Below are 20,774 nucleotides of genomic sequence, written 5' to 3' on the forward strand. Positions count from 1 at the left end.
TGTCCACCTTGGAGCGTTGATCATCGAGAGCCGGCCATGGGCGCGAGCCAGGGAAGCATAGGCTTATCAAACTCGAAAACTGAAGTGTGATGTGTCGCGTGAGGCGGCAACGTGAACGGCGGTCAATGTGTGAACCGCTGCCGTGCTCGCCCTCACTACGCCATCCGTGCCCGCGTGACCTAAGGTATAGCTTGCCTAATTTGGCCGCAGTGGGAATGAGGGATGCATGCGCAGGTCGAGGCGTGCCGTGGCGACCATGCTCGGCGTCGTGGTCGCATTGCTGGCGACAGCATGCGGGGCCAGTGGCGGATCGGGCGCGGCGGGCGTTGTGACGCTGTACAACGCCCAGCACGACGACCTCGTCAAGGCCCTGGTGGACGGGTTCACCAAGGAGACCGGCATCAAGGTCAACATCCGCTCCGGCAAGGACTTCGAGCTGGCCAACCAGCTCGTCCAGGAAGGCGGCGCCTCCCCGGCCGACGTGTTCCTCACCGAGAACTCGCCGGCCATGAGCCTGGTCGACAGCAAGAACCTGTTCGCGAAGGTCGACGACGCGACGCTGGCCCAGGTGCCGGCGCAGTTCGTGCCCTCCAGCCGGAACTGGACGGGCTTCGCGGCGCGGTCCACTGTGCTGGCCTACAACACCCAGGCGCTCACGCCCACGCAGCTGCCCGGATCGCTGCTGGACCTGGCGCAACCGCAGTGGCAGGGCAAGATCGGCATCGCCCCGGCCGGGGCGGACTTCCAGGCGATCGTGAGCGCGGTGCTCGAGCTCAAGGGTGAGGCCGCCACCGCGCAGTGGCTCGCCGGGCTCAAGGCCAACGCCAAGATCTACCAGGGCAACATCCCGGTCCTGCGCGCCGTGAACTCGGGGGAGATCCAGGCCGGGGTCATCTACCACTACTACTGGTACAAGGACCGGGCGGAGTCCGGCGCCGGGAGCGCCAACACCGAGCTGAAGTTCTTCGGCGGCAAGGATCCCGGCGGGTTCGTCAGCGTGTCCGGAGCCGGGGTGCTCAAGTCCGGCAAGAACCAGGCGCAGGCACAACAGTTCGTGCGATACCTGACCGGGCCCGGCGGTCAGCGGATCCTCGCCGACAGCAAGGCGCTCGAATACTCGATCGCGAGCGGGGTACCGTCGAATCCCCGTCTCAAGCCCCTGGCCGAGCTCGATCCGCCCGCCGTCGACGTCAGCAAGCTGAACGGCCCGAAGGTCGTCGAGCTCATGCAGAAGGCAGGTCTGATCTGATCGGCGCGCCAACCGCGACGCCGCTGCCGCCTCGGCGGGCCAAGCGGCGCCCGTCCTATCCGGTCGGACTGCTCGTGGCAGCCGTGGTGGTGGCCGTTCTGGCGTTGCTGCCGCTCGGGTTCGTCACCGGCTACACGATCAGTGTCGGGTGGACGGAGGTTCAGCGCCTGGTGTTGCGTCCCCGCACGGGGGAACTGCTGTGGAACACCGTGCGCCTCACCGGCGGGTGTGTCCTGCTCTGTGCGGCCATCGGCACCGGTGCCGCGTGGCTGATCGAGCGGTCGGCCCTGCCCGGCCGGCGGTTCTGGCACGTCGTGCTCGTCGCGCCGTTGGCGATCCCGGCCTTCGTCAACAGCTACGGCTGGGTTTCCCTGCTGCCCCAGGCCACCGGCTACACCGGCGCGTTGCTGATCGTCACCTTGTCGTACTTCCCGTTCGTGTACCTGCCGGTGGCGGCGTCCCTGCGGGGTCTCGACCCGGCGCTGGAGGAGGTCTCCTACGCGCTGGGACACGGTGCCTGGCGGACGTTCTGGCGAGTGGTGCTGCCCCAGCTCAAGCCCGCGCTGCTCGGCGGCTGCCTGCTCGTCGCGCTGCACCTGCTCGCCGAGTTCGGGGCGCTGCAGATGTTGCGGTTTCCGACGTTCACCACCGCGATCTACGACCAGTACCAGTCCTCCTACAACGGGCCGGCCGCCAACATGCTCGCGACGGTGCTCGTGTTGTGCTGCCTGCTGCTGCTCGTCGCCGAGCTGCGGCTGCGGGGCCGGGCTCGCTACGCCCGGATCGGCACCGGCGTGGCCAGGCCGGTACCCCGGGTCCGGCTGGGGTGGTGGACGTCACCGGTGCTGCTCGGTCTGGGTCTGCTCGCCGCGCTCGCGCTCGCGGTGCCCGTGGGCTCACTCGGGTACTGGCTGGTGACCGGCGCCTCCACCGATTTCGACCCCGGTGCGCTGGTGACCGCGGCGGCGAGTTCGCTGAGCCTGTCGGCGATCGCCGCGGTGAGCACGGTGGTGCTGGCGGTGCCCGTCGGGTGGCTGGCGGTGCGCCACCGCGGCTGGTTGTCCACGATCGTGGAGCGCAGCACCTACTTCGGCAACGCGCTGCCCGGGATCGTGGTCGCGCTGGCCCTGGTGACGATCGGGATCCGCGCCGCGCCCGGGCTCTACCAGACGACCGCGATGCTGGTGGCCGGGTACGTGATCCTGTTCCTGCCCCGTGCCGTGGTGAACGTGCGGGCCGCCCTCGCCCAGGCCCCGCCGGTGCTGGACGACGTGGCCCACAGCCTCGGCCTGTCCCGGCTCGCGACACTGCGGCGGGTCACCCTGCCCTTGATCGCGCCGGGTCTGGGAGCGGGCGCCGCGCTGGTGTTCATCGCCACGGTCACCGAGTTGACCGCGACACTGTTGCTCGCCCCCACCGGCACCCAGACCCTGGCCACGCAGTTCTGGAGCCACAGCGACAGCATCGCCTACGGGGCCGCCGCCCCGTACGCCGCGGCCATGGTGCTGCTGTCGGCGCCGGCCGCGCTCCTGCTCACCCGCGACGCTTCGAGGAGCACGCACCCATGACTTCACTGACCCTCAGCGGCATCGCCAAGTCGTTCGGGTCCACCCGGGTGCTCGATGGCATCGACCTGCACGTGCCGGAGCACAGCCTCACCGCGGTTCTCGGCCCGTCGGGCTGCGGCAAGACCACGCTCCTGCGCCTGATCGCGGGGTTCGCCGACCCGGACCGCGGAACCATCACCTTCGGCGACCGGATCGTGGCCGGGCAGGGCCGCCCGGTGCCGGCCCGGCGGCGCCGGGTCGGCTACGTGCCCCAGGAAGGCGCCCTGTTCCCGCACCGGACCGTCGGCGCGAACATCACCTTCGGCCTCCCGCGCCGAGCCCGCCGGGCCGGCCGGCGGCTGCACGAACTGCTCGACCTGGTCGGCCTCGACCGGGGGCTGGCCGCTCGCTACCCCCACGAACTGTCCGGCGGCCAGCAGCAACGCGTCGCCCTGGCCCGGGCGCTCGCCCCGGAACCATCGGTCGTGCTGCTCGACGAGCCGTTCTCCTCGCTCGATGCCGGCCTGCGCGAGGGAACCGGGCGCGCCGTCGCCGCCGCCCTCCAGGCCAGCGGAGCCACCGCCGTGCTGGTCACCCACGATCAGGCCGAGGCCCTCTCCCTGGCCGATCAGGTGGCGGTGATGCGCGAGGGCCGCCTCGTCCAGCTCGACACCCCGCGCGGCGTCTACACGCGGCCACACGACGTCGAGGTCGCGCGGTTCGTCGGGGACGCGGTCCTCCTGCCCGCGCGGATCCGGGACGGCCGGGCGGAGTGCGCCCTCGGTGTGCTTCCCGTCCGCGAGGGTGACGACGGGCATTCAGCCCAGGTGCTCGTCCGGCCCGAGCAGATCCGGCTGCACCGCGTTCCGGCCGGCGGGGTCCCGGCGCGGGTCGATGAGGTGAGCTACTACGGGCACGACGCCGCCGTGCGCCTCACCGTGCTTCCGGACGGGCCGAAGATGACCGCCCGTGTTCCCGGCGACGAGCTCCCCACTCCGGGCACCACCGTTCACGCCGCCGTCGAGGGCGAAGCCCTGGCTTTTCCGTCGGAGGCCGCAGGTTCTCCAGCTGAGACAGCGACGGTGTGAGACCGCTACCGGTCCGCCGTACCGGTCAGTGCGGAGGGTCCGGGGCGAGGGTGCCGTCCGGGGCGATGTGGTCGAAGATCTCCTCGACCAGCTTGACGATGTGCGGGTCGTCGACGGTGTAGAGGTGACGGCGTCCCTCGCGGTGGGCGGTGACGACGCCGGCCAGGCGTAGTTTGGCCAGGTGCTGGCTGGCGGTCGCGATGCTGATGCCGGCCCGGTCGGCGAGCGTGCCCACGTCGTAGGCGCCGTGTGTGATCAACCACACCAGGTGCAGGCGTGGCGGACTGGACAACAGGGCGAAGGTCGCCGCGGCGGCTGCGATCTGGGGTCCCGACGGCTCCGCCGCCGCGCTGGTGGCGGCCGCTTCTACGGTGGCCCGGCGGGCAGAGTTCGGCATGGCGATCTCGAGTCTTCCGCATTCACCAACCGATGTCACGCCCCGCCGAGATCAACTCAAACGGTTGCGAAAACAACGAAACCGGGCGCAGGGTGGAGGCGTTCCGGAGGGGAGTAGCCCGCAAGCCCGCACGTCGACACGCTGAGACCCGCCTGGTCTCCGGCGGCGGGGCCCAGCGCTGGAGCGCGCTGCGGTGGGCGAGACCTTCGGCCAGCTGCTGGTGCCGACTGGCCGAGACCCCGTTCCGCGTCCCGGTCAGCGCGGCTGCGATCGGGAGGACCTCGTGATGGTGAGCAAGTTGGTGCGCCCGCTGGCGTTGTGCGTGGCGCTCACTGTTCCCGCGCTGGTGCTGCGGTTCTCCGGGCTGGCGCCGGCGCCGGTGGTGTCGCTGCTGCTGTTCGGCATGGCGGTGGTCGCGGCCTCGTTCGTGCTCGCCTGGGCCGCCGAGGCCGCGCAGGTCGACATCTCCGGTGGGCTGGCGATCGCGATCCTGGCCGTGATCGCGGTGCTGCCGGAGTACGCCGTGGACCTGTATTTCGCCTACACCGCCGGGTCCAACCCGGATTACGTGGCCTACGCCGCGGCGAACATGACCGGTTCGAACCGGCTGCTGCTCGGTCTGGGCTGGTCCGTGGTCGTGCTCATCACGCTGGCCCTGGCCAAGCGGCGCAGCGGCAAGACCGTGCGTGCTCTGGTGCTGGACTCCGGCTACCGGGTCGAGCTGGGGTTCCTGGCGATCGCGTCGGTGGTGGCGTTCCTGATCCCGGCCACCGGGCAGATCCCGCTGTTGCTCGGGTTCGCGCTGCTCGGGTTCTTCGTGTTCTACCTGTGGAAGGTCTCCCGCGCCGAGGCCGGTGAACCGCATCTGGTCGGCCCCGCCGCCACCATCGCGCAACTGCCGAAACGGGGCCGCCGCACCCTCGTGGTCGGGTTGTTCGTCTTCGCCGCCGTGGTGATCGTCGCCTGTGCCGAACCGTTCGCCCACGCCCTGATCGCCACCGGAACCCAGCTCGGCATCGACCAGTTCCTGCTCGTGCAGTGGCTGGCGCCGCTGGCCTCGGAAGCGCCCGAGTTCATCGTGGCGATCCTGTTCGCGGTGCGCGGCAAGGGCGCCGATGCGATCGGCACCCTGATCTCCAGCAAGGTCAACCAGTGGACTCTGCTGGTGGGCAGCCTGCCGCTGGCCTACCTCGCCGGTGGCGGGGGAGCGGCCCTGCACCTGGACGCCCGCCAGGTCGAGGAGTTCCTGCTCACCGCCACCCAGACCCTGCTCGGCGTCGCGGCACTGCTGGCACTGCGGTTCCCGCGCTGGGCCGCCTGGACCCTGCTCGCGTTGTTCGCCGCCCAGTTCGCCCTGCCCGGCCACACCGCCCGCTACGTCCTGTGCGGCATCTACGCCGTCCTCGCCCTGGCCGCGCTCGTCCGCAACCGCCGGCACATCCTGCCCACCCTCGCCGCTCCCTTCCGCCGCCCTCCCGACCGCACGCGCGGCGACGAGCACGAGCAGATGCTCACCTCATCTCGATGACGGCTGCGCCGAGCCAGAACCGGGAGCACCCCATGTCCGGCACTCTCAGGCGGAGGTAGGTACCAACTCGTTGAGGAGTGCCCGCACCCGCCGGTCGATGTCGTCGCGGATGGGGCGTACCGCGTCGACGCCCTTGCCGGCGGGGTCGTCGAGTTGCCAGTCGAGATAGCGCTTGCCGGGGAAGACCGGGCAGGCGTCGCCGCAGCCCATGGTGATCACGACATCGGCCGCCTGCACGGCCTCGGTGGTCAGCGGTTTGGGGAATTCCTTGGACAGGTCGAGGCCGATCTCGTTCATGGCTTCGACGACGGCGGGGTTGATGGTGTCGGCGGGGGCGGAGCCGGCGGAGCGGACGGTGACGCGTCCGGCGGCGTGGTGTTCGAGCAGGGCGGCGGCCATCTGGGAGCGGCCGGCGTTGTGGACGCAGACGAAGAGGACTTCGGGTGTGGTCATCGGGCGATCTCCGTTGTGGTGAATCGGCGGCGCAGGGCGAGTGAGACGTAGACGAGCGCGACGAGCACGGGCACTTCGATGAGCGGGCCGACGACCCCGGCGAGGGCTTGGCCGCTGGTGGCGCCGAAGGTCGCGATGGCGACGGCGATGGCGAGTTCGAAGTTGTTGCCGGCGGCGGTGAAGGCGAGCGTGGTGGTGCGCTCGTAGTTCAGGCCGATGGTTTTGCCGAGGGCGTAGGAGCCGGCCCACATGAGTCCGAAGTAGACCAACAGAGGCAGTGCGATGCGGGCGACGTCGAGCGGGCGGCTGATGATCTGGCCGCCCTGCAGGGCGAACAGGACGACGATCGTGAACAGCAGCCCGTAGAGGGCGATCGGCCCGATGCGCGGCAGGAACCGGGTTTCGTACCAGTCGCGGCCCTTGGCGTGTTCGCCGAGGCGGCGGGTGAGGTAGCCGGCGACGAGCGGGATGCCGAGGAAGATCAGTGTGGACTTCGCGATCTGCCAGCCGGACACGCTCAGCGTGGCGGTGTCCAGGCCGAGCCACCCTGGTAGCACCGACAGGTAGAACCAGCCGAGCACGCCGAACATGATCACCTGGAACACCGAGTTGAGCGCGACGAGCACCGCGGCGGCTTCGCGGTCGCCGCAGGCGAGGTCGTTCCAGATGATGACCATGGCGATGCACCGCGCGAGACCGACGATGATCAGGCCAGTGCGGTACTCGGGCAGGTCCGGCAGCAGCAGCCAGGCCAGCGCGAACATCAGCGCCGGGCCGACCAGCCAGTTCAGCAGCAGCGAGAGCCAGAGCAGTTTCCGGTCGCGGGTGACCGAGTCCAGCCGGTCGTAGCGGACCTTGGCCAGCACCGGGTACATCATCGCCAGCAGCCCGAGCGCGATCGGCAGCGAGATCCCGTCGACGGCCACGGCGTTGAGTCCGGTCTCCAGGCCCGGGATCCAGCGCCCGGCCAGCAACCCGAAGACCATCGCCGCGCCGATCCACACCGGCAGGAACCGGTCCAGCGTGGACAGCTTCCCGACGACACCGGCCGACGTCGCGGTGGTGGTCACGCGGTCACCACCGAGCCTTCGGCGGGGGTGAGGACGGCGGACAGGCGGGCCAGCGTCTCGGGCTGCACGCGGTAGTAGATCCAGGTGCCGCGCCGCTCGCCGGTGATCAGGCCGGACTCGCGCAGCACCTTGAGGTGGTGCGAGATCGTCGGGCCGGTCAGCTCGAACGCGTCGGTCAGGTCGCAGACGCAGGCTTCGCCGCCGTCGTGGGAGGCGATCAGCGACAACAGGCGCAGCCGCACCGGGTCGCCCACGGCCTTGAACACCTTCGCCAGGTCCGCGGCCTGCGACTCGGACAACGGCTCGCGCACCAGTGGCGAGCAGCACTCGGTCCCAGTGTCGACGAGCGGCAGCTGTTTCGACATGTCCCTATCTAAACAAACTTCTATCTTGACGTCCATCGATCCAAGGCGCAGGGTGTTCATCGGTATGCATCGATCCTCGGGCGTGGAGGTGTTCCAGATGAGCGAGCAGGCACGGGAGCTGCGTGAACAAGTGCGTGAGCGCTACGCGCAGGCCGCGGTGCGGGTGAGTACGGGAGCGGTGGCGTCGTGTTGCGGCGGCGGATGCTCCAGCGAGGTGCCTGACCTGACTGGCGGCTTGTACGACGAGGGGGAGCGGTCGTCGTTGCCGGCGGAGGCGGTGCTGGCCAGTCTCGGCTGCGGCAATCCGCTGGCCGTGGCGGAGCTGCGCGAGGGTGAGACCGTGCTCGACCTGGGCTCCGGCGGTGGCATCGACGTGCTGCTGTCGGCGCGGCGCGTCGGCCCGGCGGGCAAGGTGTACGGACTGGACATGACCGAGGAAATGCTCGCGCTCGCGCAGGCCAACGCCGAAAAGGCCGGCGCGACGAACGTGGACTTCCTCAAGGGGCACATCGAGGCGATCCCCCTCCCGGCGAACCGGGTCGACGTGATCATCTCCAACTGCGTGATCAACCTGTCGGTGGACAAGCCCGCGGTGTTCGCCGAGATGTTCCGGGTGCTCAAGCCCGGCGGGCGCCTCGGCATCTCCGACGTGGTGGCCGAGGACCAGCTGACCGCCGCCGAGCGGGCCGAGCGCGGCGAGTACACCGGCTGCATCGCCGGGGCGCTGTCGTTCGCGGAGTACCGGGCGGGTCTGGCCGAGGCCGGGTTCACCGGCATCGAGATCACCCCGACGCACGAAGCGGCCGAGAACATGCACTCGGCGATCGTCCGCGCGACCAAGCCGGAGGATGCGGTCGTGAGGAGGGAGCTGCCGCTGGTCAGTTCCACCGAGGGCGGGTGCTGCGGCTGAGACGGCCTCCGGCTGGCGGTGTCACGCAGGCCATGGACCGGCGAGCCGTGAACGAGCAGTGGGAACGCGGCTGTGCCACCTTCCACACACCGCTGGCCGCCATGACGGTCGACTACTTGCGCCGGCCGTCCCGCGGCACCCGGTCGACTAACCGTCAACTGGTGTTCCACATGCTGTCCGGCCACCAGGTGGCGCGGGCTCTGCACCGCAGTCTCGACTGCGCCGCCGACGCTGAGCTCGCAGCCGGGATGCATCTCACCGCCGGGCAGGCCGGGGCGGAACCCGATGGCCAGGATGATGGTGTCCACCCGCTCGCGGGTGCCGTCGGGCCAAGTCAGTGTGCCGCCGTCGATAGTGGTGAACATGCAGCGCTGGTCGGGCTTGCCGGCGTCGATCGCGGCCCGGTGGCCGCTTCCGTCGAGGACGAGCATGCTCGGCGTGGTGCCCAGCCACGGGCCGATGGACAGGACGTCGAACCCGGTGACGGTGAACCGGAAGTGCACGTCCGGCCCAGCGGTTTCTGGGTGCCCACCGGATCGGCTTGCGCGCGGTGAGGGTGGCATGTCCGGGCGCTCAAAGGCGGCCGGTAACCGGGCCGAGCCTGGTCGACCGAACTCGCGCTGGCTACAAACGCAGGTGATCACCGAAGCCGGCGGCATCCCACCGACGGTAACGCTGCCCGGCGGCAACCACTGCTCCTAACCGCGTCAGAGGCGTCGGGCGGCGCGGAGGGCTTGGGAGTAGTAGCCGCCGTCGTCGAGGAGGGAGGTGCCTCCTAGGTCGCCGAGGGTGGGGCCGTTGGCTTTCGCGCGGCTGGACATGAAGCGGTGGTGCCCGGTGGAGTCGAGGCCGAGGTAGATGCCGGTGTGGTCGATCTGGTCGCCGAGGTAGGGGTCGATGTTGAAGAAGACCAGGTCTCCTGGCTGGAGTGCGTTGTAGTCGGTGGCGCGTTGGTTGGTGTTGGGGATGACGACGGTGCCCTGGCCGTATTCGGCGATGGCCCAGGCACGGCGGGGAAGGCCGACGCCGGGGGTGTTGGTGCCGCGCAGCGGGATGCCGGATCGGTAGCCGTAGACGAGGCGGACGAAGCCGGAGCAGTCGACCATGCGGTAGCGGCTGGGGTCGGCGTGCTGGGTCGAGGTGTCGGGGAAGTCCCAGTCCTGACCGAGGTAGTCGTAGAAGTCGGAGCGTTCGTCACGGCCTTTGCCGGTGCCGATTTCGGGGCCGAAGGCGGCGTCGCCCGCGTAGGCGACGTTCTTGGCGTCGGTGCGGGTGGGGGCGCCGTCGAGGTAGTCGGTGGCGATGGCGAGGACGTCGGGCCGGCTGTTGCTCAGTGCGGTGTCGAACCAGGTGCCGAACCACGGGGCGTGCACGGATTCGGCGGTCCAGGCTTGGGGCAGGAGGCGGACCCACGCGGTGGTGGTGACGGTGGCGGTGGAGAAGCGGGGGTCGGCGAACGTGCGCTGGGGTCCCTTGAGGACGGCGGTTTGGGAGCCGTCGGTGAAGGTGGCCAGGACGTTGCCGCCGGCATCGGTGATGACGGTGCGGGCCGGCTGTTCCCGCCGGACGATGGTGAACTCGCTGCCCTGGGCCGCGGGCTGGCTGACGACGGAGATGCGTGCGGCGTCGCTGCTTCGGGCGAAGTAGACGGCCGACGCGCTGGATACGGCGATGACGACGGCGAGGACGGCGACGCGGATGGGTGTGGAGGCGCGGCGGTTGGCTCGGGAGAGGGGCATGGCTTTCCGTTACAGGAGAGGGACGAGGCCGGAGAGCACGCCGCTGGCGAGGACTCCGTAACTGGCTGCGGACACCGAGGTGGTGGCGATGACGGTGGCGCCCACGGGCTGGCGCACGAGCTGATAGGCGATGAGGCCGGGGACGACGAACCCGAGCGTCTGGTGCGCGAACAGCAGGGGATAGTCGCGAAGGATGACCAGGAAGAGCGTGGTTTGCACCAAGACGCCGAGCAGGACGACGGCGGCGAAGAGGCGTTTGCCATAGAGGATGGTGACGCGTTGCAGGAGAAGGGTTCCGCCGTAGGCGATGGCGGTGCTGAGGACGACGATCGCGGCGCGACGGTAGTCCTCGAGGATGGTCAGCGCGAGCCAGCCGGGGGTGATCATGCCGCCGGGGGACAGGTTGGAGACGAGGTAGCAGCCCAGGGAGAACAGCAGGCCGACGGCCAGGCCGAGCGCCGCGGCCTGCGGGAGCAGCTGTCCTTCGATCATCGTTGTCTCCGTGGTGGTGGTACGGGTCGCTGCAGGCGCCGAGTGGGCTGGTCGGACAGTGGCAGCCGCCGGGTGGGCTGGTCGGACAGTGGCAGCCGGGCCGGCGGGCGGGGGCGTTGCGGCGGTTCGTGACGCCGCGTGCCCCCTGGACGCTGGGGTTCGGCACGCTGGGGTCCGGCGCTGGGGAGCAGTTCGTAGTCGGCGAGGTGCTCGAGCAGGAGTTCGCCTTGGCCGTGGATGTTGCCGATGGCCACGAGTGACACCGGGCCGGTGGTGCCGTCGGTGATGGCGGCGAGGACCTCCTCCGGAGAGCGTTTGCCGCCGACGTCGCGGACGCGGTCGGCATGGCTGTCGGCGATGGTGACGCGGGCGCTTCGAGTGGGTTCGCCGATGAGCACCACGCGGTCGGGATCAATGCGTTCGATCAGGGCGCCCATCTGGCCGTTGCGTTCGACGCGGTCGGGCCGGCAGTTGATGACGACGTGCAGCGGCCGCCCGATCGCGCCTTGATCGAGCAGCCGCTCGATGTTCATCAGGGTGGATTCGGGGTCGTTGGCGGCGAACACGTTCGCGACCTGCACCCGCTGCCCGTCGACGAGGCGGTGTTCGACCGACAGCACGCCGGGGTCCGGGGGTGCGGCCCACATGCCCTCGAGCGCGAGGCGCCGGTTCACGCCGAGCAGGTCGGCGACGGCCAGTGCGATGGCGACGTTCTCCTTGAACGTGATCCAGGTGAACCCGGCCATCTCTTCGTCGGTGACCGACTCGGGGTCGACGAGGATGAGCTCGCAGTCGCGGCGCGCGGCTTCCTCTTCGAGGATGTCGAAGCGGTCGCGCTCGGCGGTGACACAAATCCCGCCGACCGGCATGGACCGGGACAGGGAGCGGGCGACGTCGTCGAGGGTGGGTCCCATCTCGGCGAGGTGGTCCTCGCGGACGTTGCACAGCACGCCGATGGTGGAGCGGATCAGCTTGGTCTGGTTGATCTCCTGCAGGTCGGGCATGACGGCCATGCATTCGATGACGAGCACGTCCGGGCGGTAGGCGGCGGCGCGGCGGACGATGCCGATCTGCTCGACGACGTTCGCGATGCCGAACTTGCGGAACACCGGCTCTTCGGAGGCGTCGGGGTGGATGAACCGGGCGGCGGTGCCGGTGGTCTTGGCGACCGTGACGAGCCCGCCGCCGCGCAGCGCACCGGCGATGAGCCGGGTGATGGAGCTCTTGCCGCGGATGCCGTTGACCAGCACCCGTTCTCCGATGGCGTGCAGGGTGCGCAGGTGCCGCTTCTGCTCGATGATGCCGGCGGTCAGGAGTGCGAGGCAGCCCAGGACGTACACGCAGTACAGGAAGATCAACGCTTCAGAGTCCTTGTCCGGCAGTCGTTTCCTGGCGGCGGGGGCGCTGGGCGGGTTTCATCCGGCGCGTGGCGTCGGTGGCGGCGCCGCGGGGGCGGCGGTCACGGCCCAGGCGCCGGTTGTCGTCGAGGGCTTGGCGGCAGATTTCCAGGCAGCTGGCGATCGTGCCGATCTGGTCCGCGCGTTCGGGGTAGACGACCTCGCCGCGCCCGTGCTCGCCGGCCACGCGGGTGGAGATACGCGCGACCCGGCGCAGCGGCGCGACGACCACGAAGTAGTGCCAGCCGAACGACAGTGCGGCGATCCCGATGCCCAGGAGGGCGACGAGCTGAGCTCCGCGCCGGATGTCGTTGCCCGCCAGCGACAGGTCGCCGGCCCGTTGGTGTTGCACGACCGTCCAGTTCAGGCTGCTGGAGTAGTCGCCGGTGACGGGTTCGACGGTGGCTACGGCGCGTGATCCCCCGACTTCGCCGATCGTGCTGACGGCGCGGCCACGGGTCCGCCCGGCGGCTTCGCTCAGGACCGGTTCGTCCACGGTCTCGAACGCCAGGTAGCCGCGGGTGGAGGCGATCGTGCGCCAGGCCTCGTCGACCAGCCGCACTTGCCCGGTTCCCCGGTGCAGCAACGTGATCAGATGATCCACATCGAGTTCGGCGACCAGCGTGGTGTCGCGGCCGGTGATCGGGGCGCTGGCGTAGACGATCGGGAGCCTCCCGCTCGTGTTCTGCTGCGTGAGGCTCGGCTCGCTGGGCGTGGGGCCGGTGCCGCGCATCGGCTCGCGGCCTGCCCGGGCGAGGACGTTGCCGGAGGCGTCGGCCAGGTAGGCGCTGCGGTAGCGGGGATGCCCGGTGACCATCGCGTCGAGCATCGGCTTCACCGCCGCGGGATCGCCGGTCGCCACAGCGGCGACGCCGCGGATGTCGGTGACGGCGTCGTTCAGGCTGCGCTGAACTCCCTGGGTGGTGATGGCGGTTTGCAGGCGTTCGGCGCGCAGCACGGATTCGGGCACCTCCGCGTCCGCGCCGCCGAACGCGGCCAGCAGCCACGCCGACCAGCCCAGGACCACCACGCTGGCGAGCGCGACCGCCACGGTCGCCGGGATACCCTTTCCCGGCTCGGCCTGGCGGGTCCCGTCGCGGCCGCGCAGGAGAGTGCGCAGTTGTCGCAGCGATGTGGTGATGGTGCGGATCTCGCGGGGCCCGCCGTCGCGGATTTCCGCGTTCAGCGAGCCCGAGGCGACCGCGAGCGCGCTGCCCCGCAGCCGGCGCACGGGAAGCACGAGCGCACCGACCAACAGCGCGGCCACCAGCAGTGTCACGCCCGCCAGCACGACGGCCGCCAGGAGACCGGTCCACCGGGAAGGGACTGCCTCGTCGGGCACGTGCATCAGCGTCGCGACGCCGATGCCCAGCGGCGCCGAGAAACGGTCGGAGTTGACGGGGGCGTAGGCGAGGAGCATGTCCGTGCCCACCTGCGTCGTGCCTTGGTGGTTCGTCGCCGCGGACCGGAGAGCCGTTTGCAGGGCCGATCGGTTCGTCTCGCTCAGCTCTGATGACGCGGCGCCTCGCGACAGCAGAACCGTGCCACTGGTGTTGCCGAACGTCAGCGTCTCGCCCGCCGTCGGGTCGAGGTCCACGTCCAGCGGCCGCAGGTCCACCGCTGCGGCCAGCACACGACCTTCCCCGGCGGGAACGGCCAGCAGCACCGGCAGCCGGCCGTCCGCGGCGAGCGGCACCAGCACGGGCCCGGTGAGGACCTGGGGGAGGGCTGCCAGCTGCAGTGGGCGTCCGGCGGAGGCCACCGCGGCACGATCCGGGCCGAGAACAGCCAACCCGCGCCAGGACGCATGTGTGTCCAGGACGCTGGGAAGATCCTGGTCGAGATCAGTGCCGCGCGCCGCGAGCGTGCGCAGATCCCCCGAAGCTTCCGCCGCCGAGGCGGCGATCGCGGTCGCGACCGATGTGGTCAGACGCTGTTGCGCATCGACGGCCGCCGCGGGTGGGCCGGGGTCCGCCGGCACCCGCATGAGGAACGCGGTCAGCATGGTCAAGACCACGAGCAACGCGATCACCACGATGCTCGGCGCCGCCACACCCGAGGGAAACCGTCCTTCGGGCAGCCGGCGCGCCAGGCGCACCGCAGCGGCGTTCTTGAGTTTTGTGCCCACCCTGTTCCGGATCCCTAAAATGATGTGCTTCGGCGGCCTCACCTCGGGGACCGTCACAACCAAAATCGAGGGTGTTACGTCACCCGTTACACGAACGAGTGTGACTAGGGTCACTCTTGCGTCCCGCTAGGATCCGTGCGGTGGCCCCGAAAATGACCCGTCGCGCTCTGCTCATCGCCGGTGCGGCCGCTTCACTCGCCGCTTGCGGAGGCCAAAACTCCGCTCCGAGCACGGAACCCGACCTGCTCACCCGCGTGAGTGAGTTAGCCGCAGGTCTGTCGCCGAGGGCGCCCTACCGCGCCCCGACCACTGCCGAGCGTGACGACGCTGCGACAGGAATCCTCGCGGTACTGGAAAATCACCACCCAGGAGCCGATGGGGAAAAACTCGGCCGCCTGGGGTTCGCCACCACACGAGGAACAGATCTCGTGACCAATCGTCGTTACACACTCGTGGCGAGCCGGCCCGGCGACGAACGTGGCTGGGGCTTCTACCTCGCCGACGAGGACACCCCGCGACTGGTGGTCGAAGTACCGCACCCGAACTCCGACCTGCACACCGAGAACACCGGCATCGCCCTCTACCGGCAACAACCCGGATCGGTCCTCCTCATGGCCGGCGCGCACCGCCGAGCGGGCGGCCGTGCCGCCGACGTGGCTCACCGCGAAGATTCCGTCTTTCATGCGCTGGCCGCGGAACTCATGCGCAAAAACCTGCCGCAGCTGCAAATCCACGGCTTCGACGACGCATCGTTGCCCGACAAAGACATCATCATCTCCCCTGGCGCGGGGAAAGCCACCGATGCGCACCGTGCAACCGCGACCGCACTGGAAGACGCAGGCTTCACGATCTGTCGCTCGTGGACAGACTCCTGCAGTGACCTCGAGGGAAAGACGAACGTCCAGGGACGCCTCGCGGCTGAACTTCAGACGCCATTTCTGCACCTGGAAACCAACCGCACGGTCCGGGAAAGCGCCGAGCGTCAAGCCGCGCTCGTCAAGGCATTGGGCGCGTTCCGCTAGTGTCGTGAGCCGCTGGGGAAGTTCCTCGGGCGTCACCGCCACAGGGCGAAGGAGAGGAGCTCATCGACTTCGTCGGAGGTGGCGATGATGTCCACGCCGCGGGCGGAGGTCTGGCGTGAGCCGATCACGGACACTCTGATCTCGCCGGGGGACGAGGCTGCCTTGGTGCAAGTGCACTGGCGGGATCTCGTGGATCTCCCGTCGCTGGGCGGGGTACTCCTGGTCGACGAAGTCATGGATCCCAACTGCGACTCTCGCCACACGGCGAGGCCCTGCTCGGCCTCGGCGGTATTCCCCAGTGGGCGATGGGGTGGTACCGCAGCAGCTCCTCGACGGCGGGCGCGATGACCTTCGGATCTTCCGCCTTGCGCAGCAGAGCGAGCTGCTTGGGGCGCTGGACGAAGGAGGCCGCCGACAGCGCGATTCTGTTGGCCGTCGACTCGTGGCCACCGATGATCAGGACTCGCGCCGTCACGGCGGCTTCGCGCGCCAAGATCTGTCCGGTCGCCACGGCAGCATCGTCGGCTCTGCAACCGGATCCTGGCCGAAGAGTTCCTCTACGCCCGGGTCTGGCCCAACGAGCGCGAACGCACCGAGGCGCTAGCGGTCGGGAACATCCACTACAACTACCATCGACCACACACTGCTGCCGGAGATCAGCCACCGGTCACCCGGCTCCACCGGCGTCACAGCCTCATGCAGCTAGTCCTGCGGTGGGCGCTTTTCGGTCTTGAACTCGCCGCGGTCCGCGCGCTCGCGTACGCGGCGCCAGAACTCGAGGGCGGCGTACTCCATGCCCAACCCGAGTTCCAGGGTGATCATCCGGCCGGCGACCTCTTCAATGTGGCCGAAGCGGCGCTGCATCTCCTCGTACTCGGCGATTCTGCGCTCGTGCTGCAAGACCTGCTCCTTCGCCAGCCGCGCGACGTCGTCGGGTCCGGCCAGCTCGCTGAAGAAGAGCTTGATCTCCGCGACGTCACGCAGCTCGAAGTGCTCGTTGACCGGCTCGGCCATCCAGTCGCGCAGCGCCTTGCGGCCGGCATCGGTGATCGAGAACGTCTTGCGCCGGCGCCCCGAGTCCTCCTCGTCGAGTTCCAGCAGGCCGGCCTCCTCGAGGCGCTTGGGCTCCGAGTACAGCTGCGCGTGCGGGAAGTTCCAGAAGTACCCCACTGACCGGCCGATCGCGCGCTTGAGGTCGTAGGACGTGGACGGACCGCGCAGCGCGATCATGCCGAGCACCACGTACGACGTCGTCGACAGCCGAACCGTTGACATGCTCCGAACCATACCGTAGGTTCTCAACCGTCCGAAACAGATGGTCGGTCTCATATCGTTTGTTACGGACGGTTAGCTCTGCTCGGCACGCTCACGGTCGCGATGGAGGGACGGTCATGGATCTGGGCACGGTTCTGCGCTGGACGGCGGAGCGTTATCCCGGGCGCCGCGCGGTGGGTGGCCGAACCCCCATGACCTACGCCGAATGGGACGCGCACACCGACCGCCTGGCACGCGCGCTGGTCGCGCTCGGTGTCCGGCCCGGCCAGCGCGTGGTGCTCTCGCTCGCCGGCGGCGAACCGCTGGCCAGCCTGCACCTGGCCGCGCAGAAACTCGGTGCCGTCTCGGTGCCGCTGTCCTTCCGGTTCGCGCCGCCCGAATTCGCCTACTGCGTCGCCGACGCCGAGCCCGCCCTCGTGATCACTGACGCCTCGACCGCCGCTCTCGCGGACGAGGCGCTGGCCGAGCTGCCCCCGGTGCCCCGGATCGCCTCCGGCCCGCCGGACGAGGACACCGTCGAGCGCCTCGCCCTGCGCCAGCCGAGCGGCTCCCCGAACGTCCGGGTGTCCGGCCAGGACATCAGCGTCATGCTCTACACCTCGGGCACCACCGGGAAGCCGAAGGGCGTACCGCGCACGCACTCCGCGGAGCACTACGCGGCGGTCGCGCACCTGATCCAGAGTGGACAGTCCCGCTTCGACGCGACGCTGGGCGTGATGCCGCTGTTCCACACCATGGGGTTGCGTACCCTGCTGGCCACCCTGGTCGGCGCGGGAACCTGGGTACCGCAGGTGAGGTTCGACGCGGACGAGGCGCTCGAGCTCATCACCGGCGAGAAGATCGGTTCCCTGTACCTGGTGCCGACGATCTACTGGTCGCTGGTGCGCACCGGCCGGCTGCCCGAGGCGCGGACCGTGCGCAGACTGGCCTACGCGGGCTCGTCGATGACCCCGGCACTGGCCGAGCAACTCGCCGGCGCGCTGGAACCGGAGTCCTTCGTCAACCACTTCGGCAGCACCGAGATCTACACCTTCACCGTCGGTCCGGACGTGATCGCGAAGCCGGGGTCGGCGGGCCGCGCGGGTGTGTTCTCCCGGGTCCGGCTGGTGGACCCGGATCCCGCCGCGACGCCGGATGCGGAGGTCGGGCCGGGGGAGCAGGGCCAGATCGCCATCTCGATGTCCAGCCCCGAGGCGTTCGCCGGGTACTGGCACCGCCCCGACGCCGACGCCAGGTCCATCCGCGACGGCTGGTACTTCCCGGGCGACCTGGCGATCGCCGACGAGGACGGGGACCTCTGGGTGGCGGGCCGGGTCGACGACATGATCAACTCCGGTGGCGAGAACATCTACCCGGACGAGATCGAGGACGCGCTGATCCGCTGCGCGGCGGTGCGCGAACTGGTCGTGGTCGGCATGGCCGACGACAGGTGGGGTCAGGCCGCCACCGCGTTCTTCGTCCCGGGTGAGGGCATGACCCCCGAGCACGCGACGGAGGTGCTGGAAGCCTTCGCCCGCGAGCAGTCCGGACTGCCGTCGCTGAAGCGCCCCAAACGGTTCGTCGCCGTGGAGACCATTCCCAAATCAGCGGTGGGCAAAGTCCTCCGCCGCGAACTGAGCTCCGGTAACTACCGCGCGTTGTCCGACAGCGCCGCAGAAACAGGCAGGTGAGCCGAATGACCGCAGTCGCCGGCACGCCGGGCAGGAGGACGGCGCGGGTCGAGGACCCCGCGCTGCTCACCGGCCGCGGCAGGTTCCTCGACGACATGGACCCGCTGCCGGGCACGCTGACCGCGGCGGTGGTGCGCAGCCCGCACCCGCACGCCCGGATCCGCCGGGTCGACCTCGAGCGCGCGCGACGGCATCCCGGGGTCGCTGCGGTGATCGGCCCCGAGGAGGTCAAGGCGACCCTGCGCCCGTTCCCGCTGGCGCTCAAAGCGCCCATGCCGTACTACCCGACGGCGACGGACAAGGTGCGTTTCGTGGGCGAACCGGTCGCGGTCGTGGTCGCCGCCGACCGGTATCTCGCCGAGGACGCCGCGGAACTCGTCGAGATCGACTACGAGCCGCTGCCGCCGGTGGTCGACGTGGAGAAGGCGCTCCTGCCGGACGCGCCGCGGCTGCACGACGACGCGGACGGCAACGTCGCGACCGACCGGACCTTCACCTTCGGCGACGTGGACGGCGCGTTCGCCAAGGCCGATCACGTGGTGAAGGGCGAGTACCACTTCCCGCGTTACTCGTCCACGCCGATGGAGTGCTACGCGGTCGTCGCCGAGTGGCAGGACGAAGTGGACGGACCGGCCATCCAGGCCTGGGCGAACTTCCACGGCCCGTTCTCGATGGTGGCGGTGCTGGCCGGCGCCTTCGGCCTGCCCGCGTCGCGGATCCGGCTGATGATCCCGGCCGACAACGGTGGCAGCTTCGGCATCAAGGCGGGCATCTACCCCTACGTCGCGCTGATGGCGCTGGCGAGCAAGTACGCGGGCAGGCCGGTGCGCTGGACCGAGGATCGCATCGAGCACATGCTGGCGAGCTCCGCCGGATCCGACCGGGCCATGTGGTTCGAGGCCGCCGTCTCGGCCGACGGCACGGTGCAGGCGTTGCGCGCCGACCTGGTGGACAACGTGGGTGCCTACCTGCGCCCGCCGGAACCCAGCACGCTGTACCGCTGCTTCGGCAACATCACCGGCGCCTACAAGATCGACGCCGTCCAGATCCGTTCGCGTGCCGTCGTCACGAACAAGACGCCCACCGGGCTCAACCGCGGCTTCGGCGGGCAGCAGCTGTACTTCGGCCTGGAGCGGCTGATGGACAAGGTCGCCCAGACCTGCGGCCTGGACCCGGTCGAGCTCCGCAAGCGGAACTTCGTGCGGCACGAGGACTTCCCGTACGCCACGCCGAGCGGCGGCATCTACGATTCCGGCGACTACCACCGCGCGCTGGACATGGTCGTGAAGAACGCGGACTACCAGGCCCTGCGTGAGAAGCAGCGGGAAGCGCGGGCGCGCGGCGAGTACCTCGGTGTCGGCGTGGCCACCATCGTCGACCCGTCCGCGACCAACATCGGCTACGTCGGCCTGGCCACTCCGGCCGAGCAGCGGGCGGCCGGGCGCGGCAAGTCCGGTTCCACCGAGCACGTCCGGATCAGCGTGGATCCCAGCGGGCTGGTCTCGGTGCTGCTGGGTACCGTGCCGCAGGGGCAGGGCCACGCCACCGTCGCGCAGCAGGTGGTCGCCGACCAGCTCGGGCTTCCGCTGGAACAGGTGCGCCCGATCGTCGAGATGGACACCGCCACCACGCCGTGGACGATCAGCTCGGGCAGCTACTCCTCGCGCTTCGCGCCACTGCTGACCAGCGCGCTCGTGGAGGCCGCGGAGAAGCTGGCGGAGACCATCAAGATCGCCGGCGCCGCCCTGCTCGGTGTCACGGCCGAGGAGGTGGAACTCGCTGAGGGCCAGGTCCGGCTGCGGGCCGAACCCGGTAGGGCGGTCCCGTTCAAGCACGCGGCCGGCCTCGTGCACTGGGACCCCGGTGCGCTGCCGGCGGGCACCTCCGCGCGGCTGTACGAGGAGGCCGCGTTCACCCCTCCGCAGTCGAAGGCGGCGAGCCGCACCGACCAGATCAACTCCAGCCTGTGCTACGGCTTCGTCGCCGAACTGGCCGTCGTCCGGATCGACCCGGAGACCCGCGAGGTCGACCTCGAGCAGGTGGTGACCGTGCACGACGCCGGCACCATCCTCAACCCGACCCTGCTCGAGGGCCAGGTGCACGGCGCTCTCGCACACGCACTGGGCGGCGCGCTGTACGAGGAAATGCGCTACACCGAGGCCGGGCAGCCCACCGCCACCTTCATGGACTACCTGTGCCCGACCAGCGCCGAGACCACCTTCGAGCTCGACAGCGACCACCTGGAAACGCCGTCCCCGCTGACCAGGCTCGGCGCGAAGGGCTGCGGTGAAGGCAGCTGCATGAGCCTGCCGGTCGCGATCGCCAACGCGGTCGCGGACGCGCTCGCCCCGGCCGGCGTGGACATCACGAGCCTGCCCCTGCACGGAAACGTGCTCCACGAGCTGCTGAGCGGCAGCACATCGGAAAACGGAAGGAACCACTGA

At 70.0% G+C, this 20,774-nt stretch carries 19 protein-coding genes and 1 pseudogene; 10 read left to right on the top strand and 10 right to left on the bottom strand.

Annotated features, from left to right (window positions below):
* Window positions 1-226: 226 nt before the first annotated feature.
* The 3 genes from IE290_RS00465 (at window position 227) to IE290_RS00475 (ending at window position 3,884) form a co-directional block, all read left to right on the top strand.
* Complete coding sequence (locus IE290_RS00465) at window positions 227-1,249, top strand: iron ABC transporter substrate-binding protein (protein WP_191242486.1); 1,023 nt, start codon at window positions 227-229, stop codon at window positions 1,247-1,249.
* A 74-nt stretch (window positions 1,250-1,323) separates the two neighbouring features.
* The gene (locus IE290_RS00470) at window positions 1,324-2,817 is read left to right on the top strand and encodes an ABC transporter permease (RefSeq protein ID WP_229873983.1); all 1,494 of its coding nucleotides are present in this window, start codon (window positions 1,324-1,326) and stop codon (window positions 2,815-2,817) included.
* On the top strand, window positions 2,814-3,884 hold the full coding sequence (locus IE290_RS00475) for an ABC transporter ATP-binding protein (protein WP_191242487.1): 1,071 nt from the start codon (window positions 2,814-2,816) through the stop codon (window positions 3,882-3,884). Before IE290_RS00470 ends, IE290_RS00475 begins: the two co-directional genes overlap by 4 nt.
* A 25-nt stretch (window positions 3,885-3,909) precedes the next feature.
* On the opposite strand, the gene IE290_RS00480 is transcribed toward IE290_RS00475, so the two are convergent.
* A complete protein-coding gene (locus IE290_RS00480; protein ID WP_191242488.1) occupies window positions 3,910-4,281 on the bottom strand; it encodes an ArsR/SmtB family transcription factor in 372 nt (123 codons plus the stop codon).
* A gap of 286 nt (window positions 4,282-4,567) precedes the next feature.
* On the opposite strand from IE290_RS00480, the gene IE290_RS00485 reads away from it, so the two are divergent.
* Window positions 4,568-5,809: a calcium:cation antiporter family protein gene (locus IE290_RS00485; RefSeq protein ID WP_191242489.1), complete on the top strand. Its 1,242-nt coding sequence runs from the start codon at window positions 4,568-4,570 to the stop codon at window positions 5,807-5,809.
* Window positions 5,810-5,854: 45 nt separating this feature from the next.
* On the opposite strand, the gene IE290_RS00490 is transcribed toward IE290_RS00485, so the two are convergent.
* The 3 genes from IE290_RS00490 to IE290_RS00500 are packed head-to-tail and all read right to left on the bottom strand — an operon-like array spanning window position 5,855 to window position 7,697.
* Window positions 5,855-6,262 carry an arsenate reductase ArsC gene (locus IE290_RS00490; RefSeq protein ID WP_191242490.1) on the bottom strand — a complete coding sequence of 136 codons (408 nt, stop codon included), beginning with the start codon at window positions 6,260-6,262 and terminating at the stop codon, window positions 5,855-5,857.
* Window positions 6,259-7,332 carry an ACR3 family arsenite efflux transporter gene (arsB, locus tag IE290_RS00495; RefSeq protein WP_191242491.1) on the bottom strand — a complete coding sequence of 358 codons (1,074 nt, stop codon included), beginning with the start codon at window positions 7,330-7,332 and terminating at the stop codon, window positions 6,259-6,261. The genes IE290_RS00490 and arsB overlap by 4 nt, the downstream gene beginning before the upstream one ends.
* Complete coding sequence (locus IE290_RS00500; RefSeq protein ID WP_191243885.1) at window positions 7,329-7,697, bottom strand: ArsR/SmtB family transcription factor; 369 nt, start codon at window positions 7,695-7,697, stop codon at window positions 7,329-7,331. Before IE290_RS00500 ends, arsB begins: the two co-directional genes overlap by 4 nt.
* A 97-nt stretch (window positions 7,698-7,794) precedes the next feature.
* Here IE290_RS00500 and arsM point away from each other — a divergent pair, with 97 nt between their 5' ends.
* Together arsM and IE290_RS00510 are read left to right on the top strand one after the other, a co-directional pair.
* Entirely contained in the window at window positions 7,795-8,607 is an 813-nt protein-coding gene (gene arsM / locus IE290_RS00505) for an arsenite methyltransferase (protein ID WP_191242492.1), read from the top strand.
* Window positions 8,608-8,654: 47 nt separating this feature from the next.
* A complete protein-coding gene (locus tag IE290_RS00510) occupies window positions 8,655-9,161 on the top strand; it encodes a hypothetical protein (RefSeq protein ID WP_191242493.1) in 507 nt (168 codons plus the stop codon).
* A 153-nt stretch (window positions 9,162-9,314) separates the two neighbouring features.
* Here the strand turns inward: IE290_RS00510 and IE290_RS00515 are convergent, their stop codons facing one another.
* Genes IE290_RS00515 through IE290_RS00530 form a run of 4 tightly spaced genes read right to left on the bottom strand, consistent with a single transcriptional unit; the run spans window position 9,315 to window position 14,420 of the window.
* Window positions 9,315-10,346, bottom strand: coding sequence for an NlpC/P60 family protein (locus IE290_RS00515; RefSeq protein ID WP_191242494.1), 1,032 nt, complete (start codon window positions 10,344-10,346; stop codon window positions 9,315-9,317).
* A 9-nt stretch (window positions 10,347-10,355) separates the two neighbouring features.
* The gene (locus IE290_RS00520) at window positions 10,356-10,838 is read right to left on the bottom strand and encodes a poly-gamma-glutamate biosynthesis protein PgsC/CapC (RefSeq protein ID WP_191242495.1); all 483 of its coding nucleotides are present in this window, start codon (window positions 10,836-10,838) and stop codon (window positions 10,356-10,358) included.
* A complete protein-coding gene (gene pgsB / locus IE290_RS00525; RefSeq protein WP_191242496.1) occupies window positions 10,835-12,196 on the bottom strand; it encodes a poly-gamma-glutamate synthase PgsB in 1,362 nt (453 codons plus the stop codon). The genes IE290_RS00520 and pgsB overlap by 4 nt, the downstream gene beginning before the upstream one ends.
* Before the next feature lie 4 nt (window positions 12,197-12,200).
* Window positions 12,201-14,420 carry a cache domain-containing protein gene (locus IE290_RS00530; protein WP_191242497.1) on the bottom strand — a complete coding sequence of 740 codons (2,220 nt, stop codon included), beginning with the start codon at window positions 14,418-14,420 and terminating at the stop codon, window positions 12,201-12,203.
* 83 nt (window positions 14,421-14,503) lie between these two features.
* Between IE290_RS00530 and IE290_RS00535 the strand changes: the two genes are divergently transcribed.
* On the top strand, window positions 14,504-15,385 hold the full coding sequence (locus tag IE290_RS00535) for a hypothetical protein (RefSeq protein WP_229873984.1): 882 nt from the start codon (window positions 14,504-14,506) through the stop codon (window positions 15,383-15,385).
* Window positions 15,386-15,617: 232 nt separating this feature from the next.
* On the opposite strand, the gene IE290_RS00540 is transcribed toward IE290_RS00535, so the two are convergent.
* The gene (locus IE290_RS00540; protein ID WP_191242498.1) at window positions 15,618-15,896 is read right to left on the bottom strand and encodes a hypothetical protein; all 279 of its coding nucleotides are present in this window, start codon (window positions 15,894-15,896) and stop codon (window positions 15,618-15,620) included.
* A gap of 20 nt (window positions 15,897-15,916) precedes the next feature.
* Between IE290_RS00540 and IE290_RS38455 the strand changes: the two are divergent.
* Window positions 15,917-16,066, top strand: a pseudogene (locus IE290_RS38455) (IS481 family transposase); the annotation flags it as partial.
* Between the two features lie 21 nt (window positions 16,067-16,087).
* Here IE290_RS38455 and IE290_RS00545 read toward each other — a convergent pair.
* Window positions 16,088-16,660 carry a PadR family transcriptional regulator gene (locus IE290_RS00545; RefSeq protein WP_191242499.1) on the bottom strand — a complete coding sequence of 191 codons (573 nt, stop codon included), beginning with the start codon at window positions 16,658-16,660 and terminating at the stop codon, window positions 16,088-16,090.
* 116 nt (window positions 16,661-16,776) lie between these two features.
* On the opposite strand from IE290_RS00545, the gene IE290_RS00550 reads away from it, so the two are divergent.
* Together IE290_RS00550 and IE290_RS00555 are read left to right on the top strand one after the other, a co-directional pair.
* On the top strand, window positions 16,777-18,330 hold the full coding sequence (locus IE290_RS00550) for a class I adenylate-forming enzyme family protein (protein ID WP_191242500.1): 1,554 nt from the start codon (window positions 16,777-16,779) through the stop codon (window positions 18,328-18,330).
* A 5-nt stretch (window positions 18,331-18,335) separates the two neighbouring features.
* On the top strand, window positions 18,336-20,774 hold the full coding sequence (locus IE290_RS00555; protein WP_191242501.1) for a xanthine dehydrogenase family protein molybdopterin-binding subunit: 2,439 nt from the start codon (window positions 18,336-18,338) through the stop codon (window positions 20,772-20,774).

Origin of the sequence: Amycolatopsis deserti, assembly GCF_014653945.1 — a bacterium.
GTDB classification, from domain to species: Bacteria; Actinomycetota; Actinomycetes; order Mycobacteriales; family Pseudonocardiaceae; genus Amycolatopsis_E; species Amycolatopsis_E deserti.